Annotated in this window: 12 protein-coding genes; 11 read left to right on the plus strand and 1 reads right to left on the minus strand. The window is 73.4% G+C overall.

Annotation, left to right across the window (positions count from 1 at the left end; genetic code table 11):
* Window positions 1-37 precede the first annotated feature (37 nt).
* Window positions 38-916, minus strand: coding sequence for an Fpg/Nei family DNA glycosylase (locus GQS09_RS12010; protein WP_165986022.1), 879 nt, complete (start codon window positions 914-916; stop codon window positions 38-40).
* A gap of 136 nt (window positions 917-1,052) precedes the next feature.
* Here GQS09_RS12010 and GQS09_RS12015 point away from each other — a divergent pair, with 136 nt between their 5' ends.
* From GQS09_RS12015 to GQS09_RS12065, 11 genes are all read left to right on the plus strand, one after another.
* Window positions 1,053-2,285 (plus strand): hypothetical protein, encoded by a 1,233-nt coding sequence (locus GQS09_RS12015; RefSeq protein WP_165986023.1) that lies wholly within the window; start codon window positions 1,053-1,055, stop codon window positions 2,283-2,285.
* 110 nt (window positions 2,286-2,395) lie between these two features.
* On the plus strand, window positions 2,396-3,193 hold the full coding sequence (locus GQS09_RS12020; RefSeq protein WP_165986024.1) for a MerR family transcriptional regulator: 798 nt from the start codon (window positions 2,396-2,398) through the stop codon (window positions 3,191-3,193).
* Entirely contained in the window at window positions 3,190-3,894 is a 705-nt protein-coding gene (locus GQS09_RS12025) for a hypothetical protein (protein ID WP_165986025.1), read from the plus strand. Before GQS09_RS12020 ends, GQS09_RS12025 begins: the two co-directional genes overlap by 4 nt.
* A 121-nt stretch (window positions 3,895-4,015) precedes the next feature.
* Window positions 4,016-5,113 (plus strand): hypothetical protein, encoded by a 1,098-nt coding sequence (locus GQS09_RS12030; RefSeq protein WP_313896106.1) that lies wholly within the window; start codon window positions 4,016-4,018, stop codon window positions 5,111-5,113.
* Entirely contained in the window at window positions 5,110-6,744 is a 1,635-nt protein-coding gene (locus tag GQS09_RS12035; RefSeq protein WP_165986026.1) for a VWA domain-containing protein, read from the plus strand. Before GQS09_RS12030 ends, GQS09_RS12035 begins: the two co-directional genes overlap by 4 nt.
* Window positions 6,731-7,525, plus strand: coding sequence for a hypothetical protein (locus GQS09_RS12040; RefSeq protein ID WP_313896107.1), 795 nt, complete (start codon window positions 6,731-6,733; stop codon window positions 7,523-7,525). The genes GQS09_RS12035 and GQS09_RS12040 overlap by 14 nt, the downstream gene beginning before the upstream one ends.
* Before the next feature lie 75 nt (window positions 7,526-7,600).
* Window positions 7,601-9,910: an excinuclease ABC subunit UvrA gene (locus tag GQS09_RS12045; protein WP_165986027.1), complete on the plus strand. Its 2,310-nt coding sequence runs from the start codon at window positions 7,601-7,603 to the stop codon at window positions 9,908-9,910.
* Window positions 9,911-10,236: 326 nt separating this feature from the next.
* Window positions 10,237-11,211, plus strand: coding sequence for a phosphotransferase family protein (locus tag GQS09_RS12050; protein ID WP_165986028.1), 975 nt, complete (start codon window positions 10,237-10,239; stop codon window positions 11,209-11,211).
* Between the two features lie 335 nt (window positions 11,212-11,546).
* Entirely contained in the window at window positions 11,547-13,070 is a 1,524-nt protein-coding gene (locus tag GQS09_RS12055; RefSeq protein WP_165986029.1) for a hypothetical protein, read from the plus strand.
* Between the two features lie 63 nt (window positions 13,071-13,133).
* Window positions 13,134-13,418, plus strand: coding sequence for a GNAT family N-acetyltransferase (locus tag GQS09_RS12060; protein ID WP_165986030.1), 285 nt, complete (start codon window positions 13,134-13,136; stop codon window positions 13,416-13,418).
* Between the two features lie 181 nt (window positions 13,419-13,599).
* On the plus strand, window positions 13,600-15,954 hold the full coding sequence (locus GQS09_RS12065) for a rhamnogalacturonan lyase (protein ID WP_165986031.1): 2,355 nt from the start codon (window positions 13,600-13,602) through the stop codon (window positions 15,952-15,954).
* The last annotated feature ends 61 nt before the right edge of the window (window positions 15,955-16,015 follow it).

Raw genomic sequence — 16,015 nt, forward strand, 5'->3', positions numbered from 1 at the left:
CGCCCGGGGGGCGGCCGAGGGCCCGGGACACCCGGGCTCACCGGCCGCCCACCGGGCCGCTCTGGCAGCGCGGGCACCAGTAGACCGGACGCTCCCGGCCGCGCCCGTCGTGCTGTGCCATGGCGGAGCGGACCGGGGTGCCGCAGCGCAGGCAGGGACGGCCGGCCCGGCCGTAGACGTACAGCCGCTCGCCCCGCCGCCCGCCCGGGGCCGGGGCCCGGGCCGGGGCCGGGGCCCGGGCTGCGGTGACGGTGACTGGGACGGTGACGGCCGTGGTGGTGGTGGTGGTGCGGTCGGGGCGGTCGCGGTTGGCCTCCAGCAGCCGCCTGGCGTCGGCCACCAGCCGCTCCGGCGCGGCCACCTCCCCCACCGGCCGCCACGGCGTGGACCCGGCCAGGAAGCACAGCTCCGCCATGAAGACATTGCCCACCCCCGCCAGATTGCGCTGGTCCAGCAGGGCGGCGCCCAGCGGGCGCGCCGGATCGGCCAGCAGCCGCCGCAGCGCCTCCCGCGCGTCCCAGTCCTCCCCCAGCAGATCCGGCCCCAGATGCCCCACCGCCCGCGCCTCGTCCCGGGTGCGCAGCAGCTCCAGCACGGGCAGCCGGTAGCCGACCGCGCAGTGCCCGGCAGTGGACAGCACCGCCCGGATCTGGTGCGCCGGACCGCCCCGCCACCGCTCGCCCGAGCGGTACACCTGCCAGGAGCCATCCATCCGCAGATGCGAATGCAGGGTCAGCCCGCCCTCCAGCCGGGCCAGCAGGTGCTTGCCGCGCGGTGTGACCTCCAGCACCGTGCGCCCGCCCAGCCCGGCCGTGGCCAGCCGGGGAACGCGCAGGTCGGACCGGACCAGCCGGTGCCCGGCCAGCGCGTCGTGCAGCCGGCGCGCGGCCTGCCAGACCGTGTCTCCTTCGGGCATACCCCCCATGATGCCCGGGCCCTCCGACAGCCGGGCGGCTGTGCGAGAGCTGTACAAGAAGGGCCGGAGGGCGAAAGATACGGCCTCACGCGATCCACCTTCATCTCGCCTGGGGGGCGGACGGAGGACGAGCGCCATGCAGCGCACCCCCTTTTCCGGTTCCGTCCAGGGGTCGGGTTTACCCGCCCGGCTGACGGCCGGCCGCCGCTCGCTGGCCCACGGCGGCCTGGCGGTCGTCTCGCTCCTGGTCTTCATGCTGGGCGGGCTGGCCCTCGGGCTGCCCGGGCTCGGGCTGGCCGTCGGCCTGTGGCTGGCGGCGGTCGGCGGCCGGCACGTGCTCGCCGGCCGGTGGAGACTGCACCGGGCCGAGCGCGACCGGGCCGCCTGCGCCGAGCGCTGGGAACGCACCCGGCGGGCCCGCGAGGAGTACGCGGCCCGCCACGACGGCATGACCTACCAGCGCGAATCCGTCCGGGAGGCCCGCGGCTTCGGCCGGATCGACCAGGACGTCCCCGAGGATCTCGCCGAGCGCGAGCGGCGGCTGGCCCGGGAAGGCGGCGCCGGCCGGCGGCAGTGGCGGCGGGAGGCCGCCGAGCTGGACTGGTCCGCGGCCCTCGCCCGGCACGCCGCCGGGCTGACCGCCCTGTCCGTGCTGCGCACCCGGGTCCGTGGCTTCCCGGTCACCGTCTTCGACCTGCCGCTGGTCGACGAGGACGACGCCTGGGAGCTCTGCCGCTTCACCGGTGCCGCGCGGGCGGCCGAGGCCGCCCGGGACTACCTCACCGTCTGGTGCGTCGCCCTGCCCCTGGCGCTGCCCTACGTCTCCTCCGCCGCCGCCTGGGAGGACGAGCCGCCGGACGAGGGAGACGGGCCGGCCGGGGAGGCACACGGGGGCGGCGGCGCACTCACCGACGACTGGGAGGCGGCCCGGCTGCTGCTGTCCGTGCCCGAGGTGCGCGCCTCGGCGCTCGACCCGCGGGCCACGCCCTGGTGGGTGGAGGGCGAACGGCTGCTGGCCTGCGTGCGCAGCAACGACGGCGTGGCGCCGGAACGGGTGGCGGAGGTGGCGGCCGAGCTGGCCGGGCTGGCCGGCCGGTTTCCGTGGGCCGGGCTGGAGCGGTACCGGATTCCGTTCCCCGACCCGCACGGTGCCGCCTGCGTCCGGCTCACCCACCGCTGGTACGGGCGGCAGGACGGCCCCGGGGTGATCCGCTGGGAGGCGCAGCGGCTCACCCGCACCGGCCTGCGTGCCTTCGTCCGCACCGGGCAGCTCGTCCGGCTCGGCCCGGAATTCCTCTGGCTGACCGAGCCCGTCCCCGGCACCCCGCACGACGACGCGCCCGAGGACCCGGCCCCGGTGCGTCGCTGAGGCCACCGGGGCCGCGCCACCCGGCACGCACGGGTCCGGCACGCACGGCCCGGCACGCACGGCCCGGCGGCGCTTGACCTTGTCGTGACGTCAACGTCTCTACTGGGCGTATGCGGATTGGAGAGCTGGCCGCGATGGCCGGGGTGACGCCCCGGACCGTGCGGCACTATCACCGGATCGGCCTGCTGCCGGAGCCCGAGCGCAAGCCCAACGGCTACCGCTCGTACGGGCTGAGGGACGCCGTGCGGCTCAGCCGCATCCGGCGCCTGACCGGACTGGGCCTGAGCCTGGACGAGGTCGCCGAGGTGCTGGAGGACGGCACCCCCGGCGCCGACCTGCACGAGGTGCTGACCGAGCTGGACGCCGAGCTGGCCCGCCAGGAGGACGCCATCCGGCGCCGCCGGGCCCGGATCGCCGAGCTGATCGAGCTGGCCGACGCCCACCCCGGCGGGCTGCCCGCCGAGGCCCCGGTCTCCCCCGAGCTCAACGCCCTGTTCGCCGAGATGGCCGAGGCGGCCGCGCTGCTGCCCGGGCCCGAACCGGCCGCGGCCGCCCGGGAGCGGGAACTGCTGGCCATGCTGGAGTCCTCGCCCACCGCCGAGGCCGGCGGCTGGCTGGCGGGCCTGCGGCAGGCCATGGGCAGCGGCCCCGAGGCGATGCACCGGGCCTACCGGGTGTACGAGCGGATGGACGAGCTGGCCGACGCCGCACCGGACGACCCCCGGGTCGGCGAGCTGGCCCGCGCCATCGCCGCCATGGTGCCGGACGAGGTGGCCCGGGCGGTCGGAGCAGCCGCGCCCGAGGACACCGACGGCGGCTTCGCCGAGGCGTTCTTCGCCGCATACGCACCGGCCCAGGCCGAGGCGGTACGGCAGGCCGTGGCGCTGGTACGCGAGCGGGCCCGGTGAGCGGCGCCGCGGCCCGGGCCGCCACTGTCACGCTGCGGCTGGCACGCCACGAATGCACCCTCTACAGCAGCCTGCTGCGCCGGCTGGTGCTGCGCCGTCCGCACGGTGTGGGCCCCGGCGACACGGCCGTCGGCTACGCCCGCGGACAGCTCTTCACGGTCCAGGTGATGCTGTTCGTCTCGGTGGTGGAGACGGTGGCGCTGGCCTTTCTGATCCCCTGGCCGCTGGTGCACGCGATCGTGCTGGCGATCGACCTGTGGGGCATCCTGTTCATCCTGGGCCTGCAGGCCGCCTGCGCGGTGCGCCCGCACGTGGTCGGCGCGGACGGCTCGCTGCGGCTGCGCTACGGCGCGCTGGTCGACATCAGAATTCCGGCCGGCCGGATCGCCTCGGTGCGGCGGGAACGCCGCCACTCGGCCCGCGGGCTGCTCCGCACCGACGCGGACGGGCGGGCGGAGCTGGCGATCTCCGGCGAGACCTCGCTGGTCGTGGAGCTGACCGAGCCGGTGGTCTTCCGCCGCCCGCTGGGCCGTACCGCCACCGCCCGGACCGTCCGCTGGTACGCCGACGACCCCGCCGCGGCCCTGGCCGCGCTCACCGCGGCCACCGCTGCCACCGCGGCCACCGCGGCGGACGGGGCCACCGCAGCGGGCGGGGCGGACGCGCCGTCCGCCGGACGCCGGGCCGAAGTGGCGGAATAGCCCCCGGAGTTGCCCCCGCGGGCCGCCCCGGGAGGGGAGGGCGGGGTTCCGGGACCGAGCCGTCACCTTCCGGTCACCTGCGCGACCGCCGCGCTTTCACCGCCGCACCCACCGTGATGGTGTGAAACGCATCCTGAGTATCGTCCTCGCGGTGCTGCTGCTCGGCGGCGTGACGGCCGTGCTGCTCCGCGAAGCGGGCGCGGACGACGACGGCGGCACGGCAACGACGACCGTGTACGGCATGGTGGGCTCCGAGAAGTCCGGGTTCTTCGCCGATCCGGAGGTGACCCGGGTCCTGGCCGACCGGGGCCTGACCGTGCGGATCGACCCGGTCGGCTCCTGGGCCATGGAGGAGGCCGACCTCGACGGCTACGACTTCGCCTTCCCCGGCAGCCAGGGGCCGGCCGACGTGCTCCAGCAGCGGGTCGGCGACACCGAGCTGCCGGCCCGGCCCTTCTACTCCCCGCTGGTGGTGATGGCCCGCTCCTCCGCCGCCCGGGTGCTGGCGGACAACGGGCTGGCCGAACTCGACGGCGAGCGCCGCGGGCTGCTGCGCATGGCCCCCTACCTGGCCGCCGTGGAAGAGGGGCGCACCTGGCAGGAACTGGCCGGTGCCGAGCGGCACACCGAACTCTCCGGCACGCTCTACGTCTCCACCACCGACCCGCTGGCCTCCAACTCCGGCGCCCTGTACCTGGCCGCCGCCTCCTATGTGGCGGACGGCGACCGGGTGGCCGACGGCGCGGAGGCCATCGAGCGCACCGCTCCGCTGCTGCGCCGCCTGATCCAGGTGCAGGGCGCCCAGCAGTCCAGCTCCGACGCCCCGTTCCGGGACTTCCTCAGCGGTATCGGCAACTCGCTGGTGCTGGTCTACGAGTCGCAGGTGGCGTCCCTGCTGCTGAACGGCGAGCAGCCGCCCGAGGACCTGGTGGTGCTCTACCCCGACACCACCGTGGCCAGCGACCACACCGTGGTGCCGTTCACCGAGGCGGGCAGGCGGCTCGGCGATCTGCTGGCCGACGACCCGGAGCTGCGCGCCCTGGCGGTCCGGCACGGCTTCCGGCCACAGGGCTCCACGGCCGAGTTCGCCGCGGCGACGGCCGGGCTCACCGGCTACCTCAACCACGATCTGACCGGGGTCCGCCAGGCGCCCTCGCCCACCTCTCCGGTGCTGCGGGACATGGCCGAGCGGGCCCGGGAACAGGAGGCCCGCCCATGACCCGGACGGTGCGGACGCTGGCGGCCGGCGCGCTGCTCGCGTTCACCGCGCTGACCACCGCCTGCACCGGCGGCGGCAGCGACGGCGGCGGCAGTGACGGCGGCGGCGGCAGTGACGGCGGCAGCGGCAGCGGTGAGGAGATCACCGTCCGTATCCTGGCCGGCAGCGAGCTGGAGGACACCGGGGCGCTGCTGGAGCGGGCCGCCGAGGAGACCGGCGTCCGCGCCGAGATCACCTTCAGCGGCACCCTGGAGGCCAGCCGCCTGCTCGCCTCCGGCGGCGAGAACGCGGCCGGCTACGACGCCGCCTGGCTGGCCACCAACGACTACCTGCGGCTGCACCCCGGTGCCGCCGAGGTGATCGTCTCCGAGACCCCGGTGATGACCTCACCGGTGGCACTGGGGGTCCGGCGGGAGGCCATGGACCGCCTCGGCTGGGACGCCGGGCAGGTCACCTGGGAACAGATGCACCGGGCCGCCGCCGACGGGGAGCTGACCTTCGGCATGACCGACCCGGTCCGTTCCAACTCCGGCTACAGCGCGCTGATCTCCGTCGCCTCCGCGCTCTCCGGCGCCCAGTCCGCGCTGACCGCCGAGGACATCGACACCGGCCGCGAACGGCTGCAGGAGTTCTTCGCCGGGCAGCGCCTCACCTCCGGCTCCTCCGGCTGGCTGGCCGAGGCCTTCGCCGGCCGCACGGATGTGGACGCGCTGATCAACTACGAGTCGGTGCTGCTCTCCCTCAACCGCGACCACGACGCCGGGCTGGCCGTGGTGCTGCCCGCCGACGGCGTGGTCTCCGCCCGCTACCCGCTGACCACGCTCTCCTCCGCCTCCCCGGAGGCCCGGGACGCGCTGCGCACCCTGGCCGGCTGGCTGCGCGGGGAGGAGGCGCAGCGGGCCCTCACCGAGCAGACGCTGCGCCGGCCGGTGATCCCGGAGGTGGCGCCGGCGGAGGCGATCGAGGGCGAGGGCCGCCGCGAACTGCCCTATCCCGGCTCCCTGGAGGTCGCCCACGGTCTGCTGGAGGCGTTCGACAGCGAGCTCCGCCGGCCCTCGCGCACCGTCTATGTGCTGGACGTCTCCGGCTCGATGGAGGGCGAGCGGCTGGCCGCGCTGAAGTCGGCGCTGCGCCGGCTGACCGGCAGTGAGACCGGCGGGACCGCGCCCGGCGAGACGTTCCGGGAACGCGAGGAGGTGACCCTGATGCCGTTCTCCACCTCGGTGCTCTTCACCGAGACGCACACCGTGGACCCTGCGGACCCGGAGGCCGCGCTGGCCGCCGTCCGGGAGACCATCGACGGCCTCTACACCGTCGCCGACACCAATGTGTACGGCAGCCTGATGGAGGCCTACGACGTGCTGGCCGAGGAGTCCCCGGACGATGCCTTCACCTCGATCGTGCTGATGACCGACGGCGAGAGCAACCACGGCCCGGACGCACAGGACTTCACCGCCTTCCACGAGGACCTGCCGGAGGCGCAGCGGACCGTCCCGGTGTTCACCGTGCTGTTCGGCGAGGCCGCGCCCGCGGAGCTGGCAGGCATTGCCGCGCTGACCGGCGGGGAGGTCTTCGACGCGGTCAACGGCTCCCTCGACGACGCCTTCCGGGAGATCCGTGGCTACCAGTGACGGGACGGGACGCGGCACGGGGGGCGGCGGCGCGAACGGCGGCGGCGCTCGGCGGCCGGTGAACGGGCTGCTGCGCCGGCTGGAGTCCCGCAAGAACCTCACCGGCAGCGCCTGCGCCCTGGCCGGGGTGGCCCTGGCCCTGGCCGGGGCCACCGGGCCGTGGTGGCCGGCCGTGGTGGCCGCGCTGTATGCGGCCGGGGCGCTGCTGGCTCCGCCGGAACGGCCCGATCCGCCGCGCTTCGCCTCGCCCGGGGAACTGCTGGCCGCGCTGCGCACCGATCTGGCCGTGCTGCGCGGCTACCTGGCCGGGCTGGAGCTGCCGGCCCCGGCGACCACCCGGCTCGGCGAGCTGGACGGCCTGCTGGAGGGGCTGACCGGTGCGGAGGAGACCGCGCGGGATGCGCGGGTGCTGCACGCGCTGGGCAGTGCCATCCGCCAGGACATCCCGGAGGCGGTGGACGGCTATCTGCGCACCCGGTGGTGGTCGCGGCTGGCGCCGGGCACCGAGTCCCCGGAGGAACAGCTCCGCCGCCAGCTCGACTCGCTGCACGCCGAGCTGACCGGGCTGGCGGGCTCGGTACGGGAGTCCCTCGAACTGCGTCAGCAGTCCCACACCCACTACCTGGAACTGCGCCGCCCCGAACCCGGCGGGGACGAGCCAGGCCGGGACGAGCCAGGCGGGGACAAGACGGGCCGGGACGGGTCCGGCGGGGACGGGTCCGGCGGGGACGGGCCGGGGCGGGGCGGCGCACCGGAGGACCCGCGCCGCGGGCGGCGCTGACGCCCCGCACAGCCGTCTGTCAGTGCCGGCGGGTACGTTCGTTCGTGCCTTCGCACGGACCCGAGGAGACCGCCGATGACGCACGGGACGCCCTCCCCGCACCCCCAGCCGCACCCCGCCGACCAGCACAGTGTCATCCAGGTGCGCGGCGCCCGGGAGAACAACCTGGCGGATGTCTCGCTGGACATCCCCAAGCGCCGGCTGACGGTCTTCACCGGGGTCTCCGGCTCCGGGAAGTCCTCCCTGGTCTTCGGCACCATCGCCGCCGAGTCGCAGCGACTGATCAATGAGACGTACACGGCGTTCATCCAGTCCTTCATGCCGAGCCTGGGCCGCCCCGATGTGAACGGGCTGCACAATCTCAGCGCGGCCATCGTGGTGGACCAGGAGCGGATGGGCGCCAATTCGCGGTCCACGGTCGGCACCGCCACCGACGCCTACACCATGCTGCGGATCGTCTTCAGCCGGCTGGGCTCCCCGCACATCGGCACCTCCAGCGCCTTCAGTTTCAACAGCCCGGAGGGCATGTGCTCCCGGTGCGAGGGGCTGGGCGAGGTCTCCGACATCGACACCGACGGGCTGGTGGACCGCGAGCTCTCGCTCAACGAGGGCGCCATCACCGTCCCCAACTTCCAGGTGGGCTCCTGGTACTGGCAGATCATGGCCGGCTCCGGCTTCTACGATCCGGACAAGAAGCTGCGGGATTTCACCCCCGAGGAGTGGAAGATCTTCCTGCACGGCCCGGCGCAGAAGGTCAAGGTCGGCACCAACACCTTCACCTACGAGGGCCTGGTGGTGAAGGTCCAGCGGCTGTTCCTCAGCAAGGACCGCGAGTCCATGCAGTCCCACATCCGGGCGTTCGTGGACCGCGCGGTGGTCTTCGCGCCCTGCCCGGAGTGCGGCGGCTCCCGGCTCAGCCAGGCCGCGCTCTCCTCCACCATCAGGGGCACCAACATCGCCCAGTGCTCGGCCATGCAGATCAGCGATCTGGCGGAATTCGTCCGGGAGATCGAGGAGCCGTCCGTCGCCCCGCTGCTGGCCACGCTGCGGCAGACCCTGGATTCCCTGGTGGAGATCGGCCTCGGCTATCTCTCCCTGGACCGCCCCTCGGCCACGCTCTCCGGCGGCGAGGCACAGCGGGTGAAGATGGTCCGCCATCTGGGCTCCAGCCTGACCGATGTCACGTATGTCTTCGACGAGCCCACCGCCGGCCTGCACCCGCACGACATCCAGCGGATGAACGGCCTGCTGCGGCGGCTGCGGGACAAGGGCAACACCGTCCTGGTGGTGGAGCACAAACCCGAGGTGATCGCCATCGCCGACCATGTGGTCGATCTGGGCCCCGGCGCCGGCGCGGAGGGCGGCCGGATCTGCTACACCGGCGATGTCCCCGGGCTGCGCGCCTCGGGGACGCTCACCGGCCGCCATCTCGACCACCGGGCCGGGCTCCGCACCGCGCCGCGCCGGCCGCTGGGCCACCTCTCCGTCTCCGGCGCCACCCGGCACAACCTGCAGGACGTCTCGGTCGACATCCCGCTCGGCGTGCTCACCGTGGTGACGGGCGTGGCCGGCTCCGGCAAGAGCTCCCTGGTCCACGGCTATCTGGCCGGGCAGGAGGGGGTGGTGGTCGCCGACCAGTCCCCGATCCGGGGCTCCCGGCGCAGCAACCCGGCCACCTACACCGGGCTGCTCAACCCGATCCGCACCGCCTTCGCCAAGGCCAACGGCGTCAAGGCGGCGCTGTTCAGCGCCAATTCCGAGGGTGCCTGCCCGAACTGCAACGGCATCGGCCTGGTCTACACGGACCTGGCGATGATGGCGGGCGTCGCCTCGGTCTGCGAGCAGTGCGAGGGCCGTCGCTTCACCCCAGAAGTGCTGTCCTACACGCTGCGCGGGAAGAACATCGCCGAGGTGCTGGACATGTCGATGGCCGAGGCGCACGAGTTCTTCCCCTCCGGGCAGGCCCACGCCATTCTGGACCGCCTGGTCGATGTGGGGCTGGGCTATCTGCGGCTCGGCCAGCCGCTGAACACCCTCTCCGGCGGGGAGCGGCAGCGGGTCAAGCTGGCGATCCACATGGCCGAGAAGTCCGCCACCTACATCCTGGACGAGCCCACCACCGGTCTCCATCTGGCCGATGTGGACCGGCTGCTGGCCATGCTCGACCGGCTGGTGGAGGACGGCAACACGGTGGTGGTCATCGAGCACCACCAGGCGGTGATGGCGCACGCCGACTGGATCATCGACATGGGCCCGGGCGCCGGGCACGACGGCGGCCGGGTGGTGTTCACCGGCACCCCCGCCGAGCTGGTCGCGGACGCCGACACCCTGACCGCCCGCCACCTGCGGGAGTACATATCCGCCCCGGAGGCGACACAAGACTAGGGTGGTGTGCATGCCGGAGCAGCCACATTCCAGCGTGCCGGTCCGTGCCCGGCTCGGCGCTATCGAGCTGGAGGAGAGGCAGGCCCTGGCCGCCTACCGTCATCGCCAGGCGCGCGGAGTCCCGGCCGGGGTTCCGCACGAGGAAGCCTTCCGCAGGGTATTCGCAGACGACAAGTCCATTCCGGGCCGGTAACGGCGTTCATCCCTTCGGCGAACGCGGTGCGCCCGGCCCCGGCGGGCCGGGGAAGGCGGCCGGGGTGGCGAGCTGCAGATTTCCGGAAGAAACCGGCGGGAGCGGCTCCTCCGTGCTTCCTTAGGATGCGCGGATGGAGAGCCGCACCAAGCGTCATCTGACCGCCGACCAACTGGACGCGCTGCTGCGCGAGGCCACCGGAGTCGGCTGCCGTCTCGAAGCCGAACTGACGGGTGGCTGGTACAACGCCGCCTACCGGGTGGTGCTGGACGACGGCCGCCCGGCCGTGGTGAAGATCGCCCCGCCCTCCGAGGTCCCCGTGCTGCGCTACGAGCGCGGCATCATGGCGACGGAGGCCATGGTCTACCGGCGGGCCGGCGCCCACGGCGGCATCCCGGGCCCCGATGTGCTGCTGGAAGGGCCGGGCTTCGTCGTCATGTCACTGCTGCCCGGCGTCCCCTGGGACAAGGCCGCGGACGGCCTGGCGCCCGAGACTGAGTCGGCGCTGCGGCGGGAACTGGGCCGGGTGGTGGCGCGGCTGCACACCATGGAGTCCCCGGACGGACGGTTCGGCTACCCGGCTCCCGAGGCCGGGCTCTCCGCGCCGGACTGGCGCACCGCCTTCTCCCTCATGGTCGAGGCGCTGCTGGACGACGCCGAGCGGTGGGACTCCCGGCTCGGCGCCGCGCCGGAGGAGATCCGCGAACTGGTGGACGCCGGCGGCTACGCCCTGAAGGAGGTCACCGAGCCCCGGCTGATCCACTTCGACCTGTGGCCCGGCAACATCTTCATCGACCCCGACGAGCCCCGGATCACCGGCCTGATCGACCACGAACGGGCCTTCTGGGGCGACCCGGTCGCCGAACTGATCTCCCTGGCCTTCGGCGGCGACATCGACGAGGACAGCGATGTGGTGGCCGGCTACCGGGAGGCGGGCGGCGAGCTGAAGTTCGACCGCGCCTACCACCACCGCATGGCCCTGTACCGGATGTACCTCGGCCTGATCCTGGTCGTCGAATGCAGCCCGCGCGGCTACCAGGGCGAGCACAAGGAATTCACCGACAGGTACCTCGCCGAAGGCATCGCCGAATGCCGCACCTTCCTCTGAACCGCCGCTGAGCAGCCCGGTCGCACACCGGAAGCACGACACAGCACAACGGCCGGCTCCTCTTGACCGCCGTGCCGCTCGTCGATCGAGGAACGGCTGAGGAGACTGGCCACGGAGACACGGCTGCCTGCCCTGCCGGGACTGCCGGGGGCAGCGGCACGGCGGTAACCGGTGTAGACGGCAAGGGATTTGGGGCCGATACTGCCCGGGAGCCGCTGTGCAGCCGCCGCTGCCGTGTCGTTCCGTACCGGGTGGTGAGCGGCGGAGGTCCCGCCTGCGCCCGGCCGACCGCTCCGCCCAGACCCGCTGTGTCCGACGAGGAACGGAAGCCGCACATGAGAGTTGCCACCCTCCGGCGCGCCGCGACGCTGTTACTTCCGGGCGCGCTGCTCGCCACAGCCGTGACCGCGCTGCCCGCCGACGCGCAGGCCATGGACTGGTCGTACTACGCCCTGCGGTCCCCCGCGGGCAGTGCGGCCACCTGGTCCATCGGCCGGCTCACGGACGGCACGCACGCCAACGGGGACCATGATCTGACCGCCGATGTCGTGCTGGGCCTGGCCGCCACCGGTACCGGCGGTGAGGCGGCCGACCGGGCCACCGACTGGCTGGAGGACCGTGCCGACGACTACCTGAGCCCTCACGGCCACGGCACCTCACGGGTCCTGCGCACCGCCAAGCTGGCGCTGGTCGCCGATGTCCAGGGCCGTGACGCCGCCGATTTCGGCGGGCACGACCTGACCTCGATGCTGCGCGGCCGGCTGCGGCCGGACGGCCGGTTCACCGAGCCGGGCGGCCGGCACGGCCGGCCCACGACCGCCGACCGGATCTCGCATTCGATGGCCGTGCTGGCACTGGCCCGCACCGGTGAGGTACCGGAACAGGCGGCGGACTTCCTGGCCGCCCGGCCCTGCCCCGGGAACGGCTACCCGCTGGCCTTCACGCGGCGTCCGGGAACGGCATGCGTGCCGGATACGGACGCCACCGCGATGACCGTCCAGGCGCTGATCGCCGCCGGGCGGACGACGGAGGCGCACCTGGCGCTGGACTGGCTGCTGGCCCAGGGCACCTACGCGTACGGCCAGTACGGGCAGCTGGTGCAATGGAGCCGCACGGGCGGCATCGGGCCCGACCCGGTGACGACCTCGCGGGTGGCCCAGGCGCTGGCCGCGATCGGGGCCAGCGGCCAGCAGCGGTACGAGGTCAGCCTCGGGCTGCAGTTCCTCCAGTACCGCTGCAGCGGCCAGGACAAGACACTGCGCGGAGCGGTGTGGTACGGCTCGCCGGCCACGCCCTCGCTGTACGCCACGGCCCAGGCCATGCCGGGGCTGGCAGGCACCTGGCTGTACGGGATCGACGGCACGGCAGCGGACCCGGAGCCGCACGAGATCTACTGCTACAGCGACTGGGCGACCACCGGCACGCCGAGTGTCGGCGGCGACGGCGGCGGTGACATCGGCGGTGCCGCCGACGGGATCCCGGGCAGCGCCGTCAGCGGTTCCGGCAGCAGCTCCAGCAGCGGGAGCAGCGGGGGTTCGTCCGGCGGTTACGCGGTCGGCGGCACCTCGGAGGGCGGGTACTCCGTCAGCACGAGCACCACCACCGAGGGAACCACCTCCGAGGGCGGATACTCCGTCACCACCTCCACCACCTCCGAGGGCGGATACTCCGTCACCACCTCCACCACCTCGGAGGGCGGGTACTCCGTCAGCACGAGCACCACCACCGAGGGGACCACCTCCGAGGACGGGTACTCCGTCACCACCTCGACCACGTCCGAGGGGACCACCTCCGAGGGGACCACGGCCGGGACATCGGCGGGCGGCGACGCGGCCGTCGGCGGCAACTCGGGCGGCTGACTTGCCGGTTCGGCCGTGCGGCGCCACCGTCCGGCGCCATGATGGTCCCGGAGGTGAGGCCCTGTGGCCGTAGAGGTGTCGGACGCTCCCGAGGAGAGCCGGTACGAGGCACGGCTGGACGGCGCCGAAGAGGTGGCCGGTTACGCCGTGTACAGCCGTACTCCCGAGGTGATCACTTTTGTGCATACCGAGGTCGGTGAGGCGTACGGAGGCAGGGGGATCGGCTCGGCGCTGGTGCGCCACTCACTGGACGAGGCGCGCGAGCAGGGGCTGAGGGTGGTCGCCGCCTGCGCGTTCTACGCCGGCTGGATAGCGAAGCATCCCGAGTACGCGGATCTGCTCCAGTGACCGCCAGGGGCCGGGCGGAAACCCCCCGGCCCCTGGCGTTTTCGTTGAACAGTCATTGAAACGACGCGAAGTATTGACGCGTCTCAAGCCTGCATCTAGCGTCGCGCTCGCATTGAAACGACTCAATACTCAGCTTCGCGGAACGGCCGGCGGCCGTTGCCGCGAGCGGAAGGACGTCGTGATGACACCACACGGGCAGAACGCAGTGTCGCGCGCCCGGTCCCGGCGATGGCCGGTGACGCTGCCGGCCGCGCTGCTGGCCGGCGCGCTGCTGGCCGGCGGCACCGCCGGAACGAGCCACGCCGCCGACACCACCGCGGGCCGGGGCGGCCAGGGCAAGGGCAGCGCCCCGCAACTGGAGCACCTGGACCGCGGCCTGGTCGCCGTCTCCACCTCCGAGGGCGTGTTCCTCAGCTGGCGGCTGCTGGGCGACGAGGTCACCGGCCATACCGACAGCGGAATGGCGGGCGCGGACTTCCGCGTCTACCGCAACGGCCACCCCATAGCCACCGTCACCGATTCCACCAACTACCTCGACGCGGACGGCGATGCGGACGACCGGTACCGCGTCGCCCCGGTCGTCAAGGGCAAGGAGCGCGGTCGCAGCGACGCCGTCTCCGCCTGGGAGGAGGGCTACTACGACCTTCCGCTCAGCAAGCCCGCCGACGGCGTCACCCCGGCCGGGGAGAGCTACACCTATGCGGCCAACGACATCAGCGTCGGCGACGTGGACGGCGACGGCCAGTACGAATACATCGTCAAGTGGGACCCGTCCAACTCCAAGGACGTCTCCCAGGTCGGCTACACCGGCAATGTCTACATCGACACCTACCGCCTGGACGGCACCCTGCTGCACCGCATCGACCTGGGCGTCAACATCCGGGCCGGAGCGCACTACACCCAGTTCCTGGTCTACGACTTCGACGGCGACGGCCGCTCGGAGATGATGTTCAAGACCGCACCCGGGACGAAGACCGTGCGCTACGACGCGGACGGCGAGGTGACGTCCGAGCGCTACATCACCATGCCCCGGTCCGACCGCAGGGCCGGCTACAGCCACCAGGACGACTACCGGCTGAGCGCCGAGGGCTACTACGACCACCTGGTGGGCATGTTCCTCGGCTGGCACGAGCACCCCGAGGTGGTGGCCGGCAACTGGCCCGCCACCCTGGAGGCCGCCTTCGGCATCGAGGAGCAGTACGGCTACCCGCTCTCCCGCACCGACGCCGAGGCCCTGGCCGACCACTTCATCGACGTCTACGCCCCTGCCCGCAGCAGCCGCAACCAGCTGCGCGACTTCGAGGGCTTCATCCTGAGCGGTCCGGAGTACCTGACCGTCTTCGACGGCGCCACCGGAAAGGAGCTCCAGACCGTCCGCTACACCCCCGGCCGCGGGGACGACGGCCTGATGTGGGGCGACTACGCCATGTCCCGGATCGAGCCGGGCAACCGCGTGGACCGCTTCCTCTCCGCCGTCGCCTACCTGGACGGCAAGCGCCCCTCCGCCGTCTTCGCCCGCGGCTACTACACCCGCACCACGCTGGTCGCCTACCGCTGGAACGGCAAGCGGCTGGTCAAGGACTGGTACGTGGACAGCGGGCACGCCCCGATGTCCAACCCGTTCCACGACAGCCCGCACGGGGTCGACGGCACCGACCCCGAGTACGGCACCCTCACCACCCAGGGCTTCCACTCCATGACCGCCGCGGACGTGGACGGCGACGGCCGCCAGGAGATCGTCTACGGCGCCGCCACCCTGGACCACGACGGCTCCGTGCTCTACAGCTCCTTCGCCGAGGCCCCGCCGGAGAGCGCGGTCCCGGGCGAGGTGGTGCGCCTCGGCCACGGTGATGCCATGCACGTGGCGGACATCGACCCGGAGCGCCCGGGCAAGGAGATCTGGACGGTGCACGAGGGCGCGCGCTGGGCACCCTACGGCTACGTCCTGCGCGACGCCGCCACCGGCGAGATCCTGCACGGCGGCTACACCGGCCGGGACACCGGCCGCGGCATGGTCGGCGACATCGACCCGGAGACCCCGGGCCTGGAGGTCTGGGGCTCGCACGGCGCCGGCCTGTGGACGGCCGCCGGTGAGCAGATCGGCCCGGACATCCCCGGCACCAACATGTCGATCCGCTGGGCCGGTGACCTGACCACCCAGCTCGTCAACGGCGCGGCCACCACCGTGCTGGAGACCCCGACCATCGACGACTGGCGGCGCGGCACCCTGCTCACCGCCACCGGGACGCTCACCAACAACTGGACCAAGGGCAACCCGGGTCTGGTGGCGGACGTCTTCGGCGACTGGCGGGAGGAGATGCTGGTGCGCACCGAGGACAGCACCGCCGTCCGGATCTACGTCTCCACGGAGGTCACGGAGCACAAGCTGTACACGCTGATGCACGACCTGCAGTACCGGGTCGACACCGCGCGGCAGCAGACCACCTACAACCAGCCCTCCTACACCAGCTTCTACCTGGCGTCGGACATGGACTGGTCGGACGTCCCGGTGCCGCGGTTCCGCACCCCCTGCTGACGGCCCCCGGGCCGCGGGCCAGCCGCCGGCCGGCCGGCCGCCGGCGCAGCGCACCGCCCGC

The sequence above is a fragment of the Streptomyces sp. YIM 98790 genome (assembly GCF_011421595.1).
Classification (GTDB): domain Bacteria; phylum Actinomycetota; class Actinomycetes; order Streptomycetales; family Streptomycetaceae; genus Streptomyces.

Excerpts from the sequence above, each read along its gene's own strand:
- GQS09_RS12010 (WP_165986022.1), bottom strand. The coding sequence starts at position 916 with ATGCCCGAAGGAGACACGGTCTGGCAGGCCGCGCGCCGGCTGCACGAC.
- GQS09_RS12015 (WP_165986023.1), top strand. The coding sequence starts at position 1,053 with ATGCAGCGCACCCCCTTTTCCGGTTCCGTCCAGGGGTCGGGTTTACCC.
- GQS09_RS12020 (WP_165986024.1), top strand. The coding sequence starts at position 2,396 with ATGCGGATTGGAGAGCTGGCCGCGATGGCCGGGGTGACGCCCCGGACC.
- GQS09_RS12035 (WP_165986026.1), top strand. The coding sequence starts at position 5,110 with ATGACCCGGACGGTGCGGACGCTGGCGGCCGGCGCGCTGCTCGCGTTC.
- GQS09_RS12045 (WP_165986027.1), top strand. The coding sequence starts at position 7,601 with ATGACGCACGGGACGCCCTCCCCGCACCCCCAGCCGCACCCCGCCGAC.
- GQS09_RS12050 (WP_165986028.1), top strand. The coding sequence starts at position 10,237 with ATGGAGAGCCGCACCAAGCGTCATCTGACCGCCGACCAACTGGACGCG.
- GQS09_RS12055 (WP_165986029.1), top strand. The coding sequence starts at position 11,547 with ATGAGAGTTGCCACCCTCCGGCGCGCCGCGACGCTGTTACTTCCGGGC.
- GQS09_RS12065 (WP_165986031.1), top strand. The coding sequence starts at position 13,600 with ATGACACCACACGGGCAGAACGCAGTGTCGCGCGCCCGGTCCCGGCGA.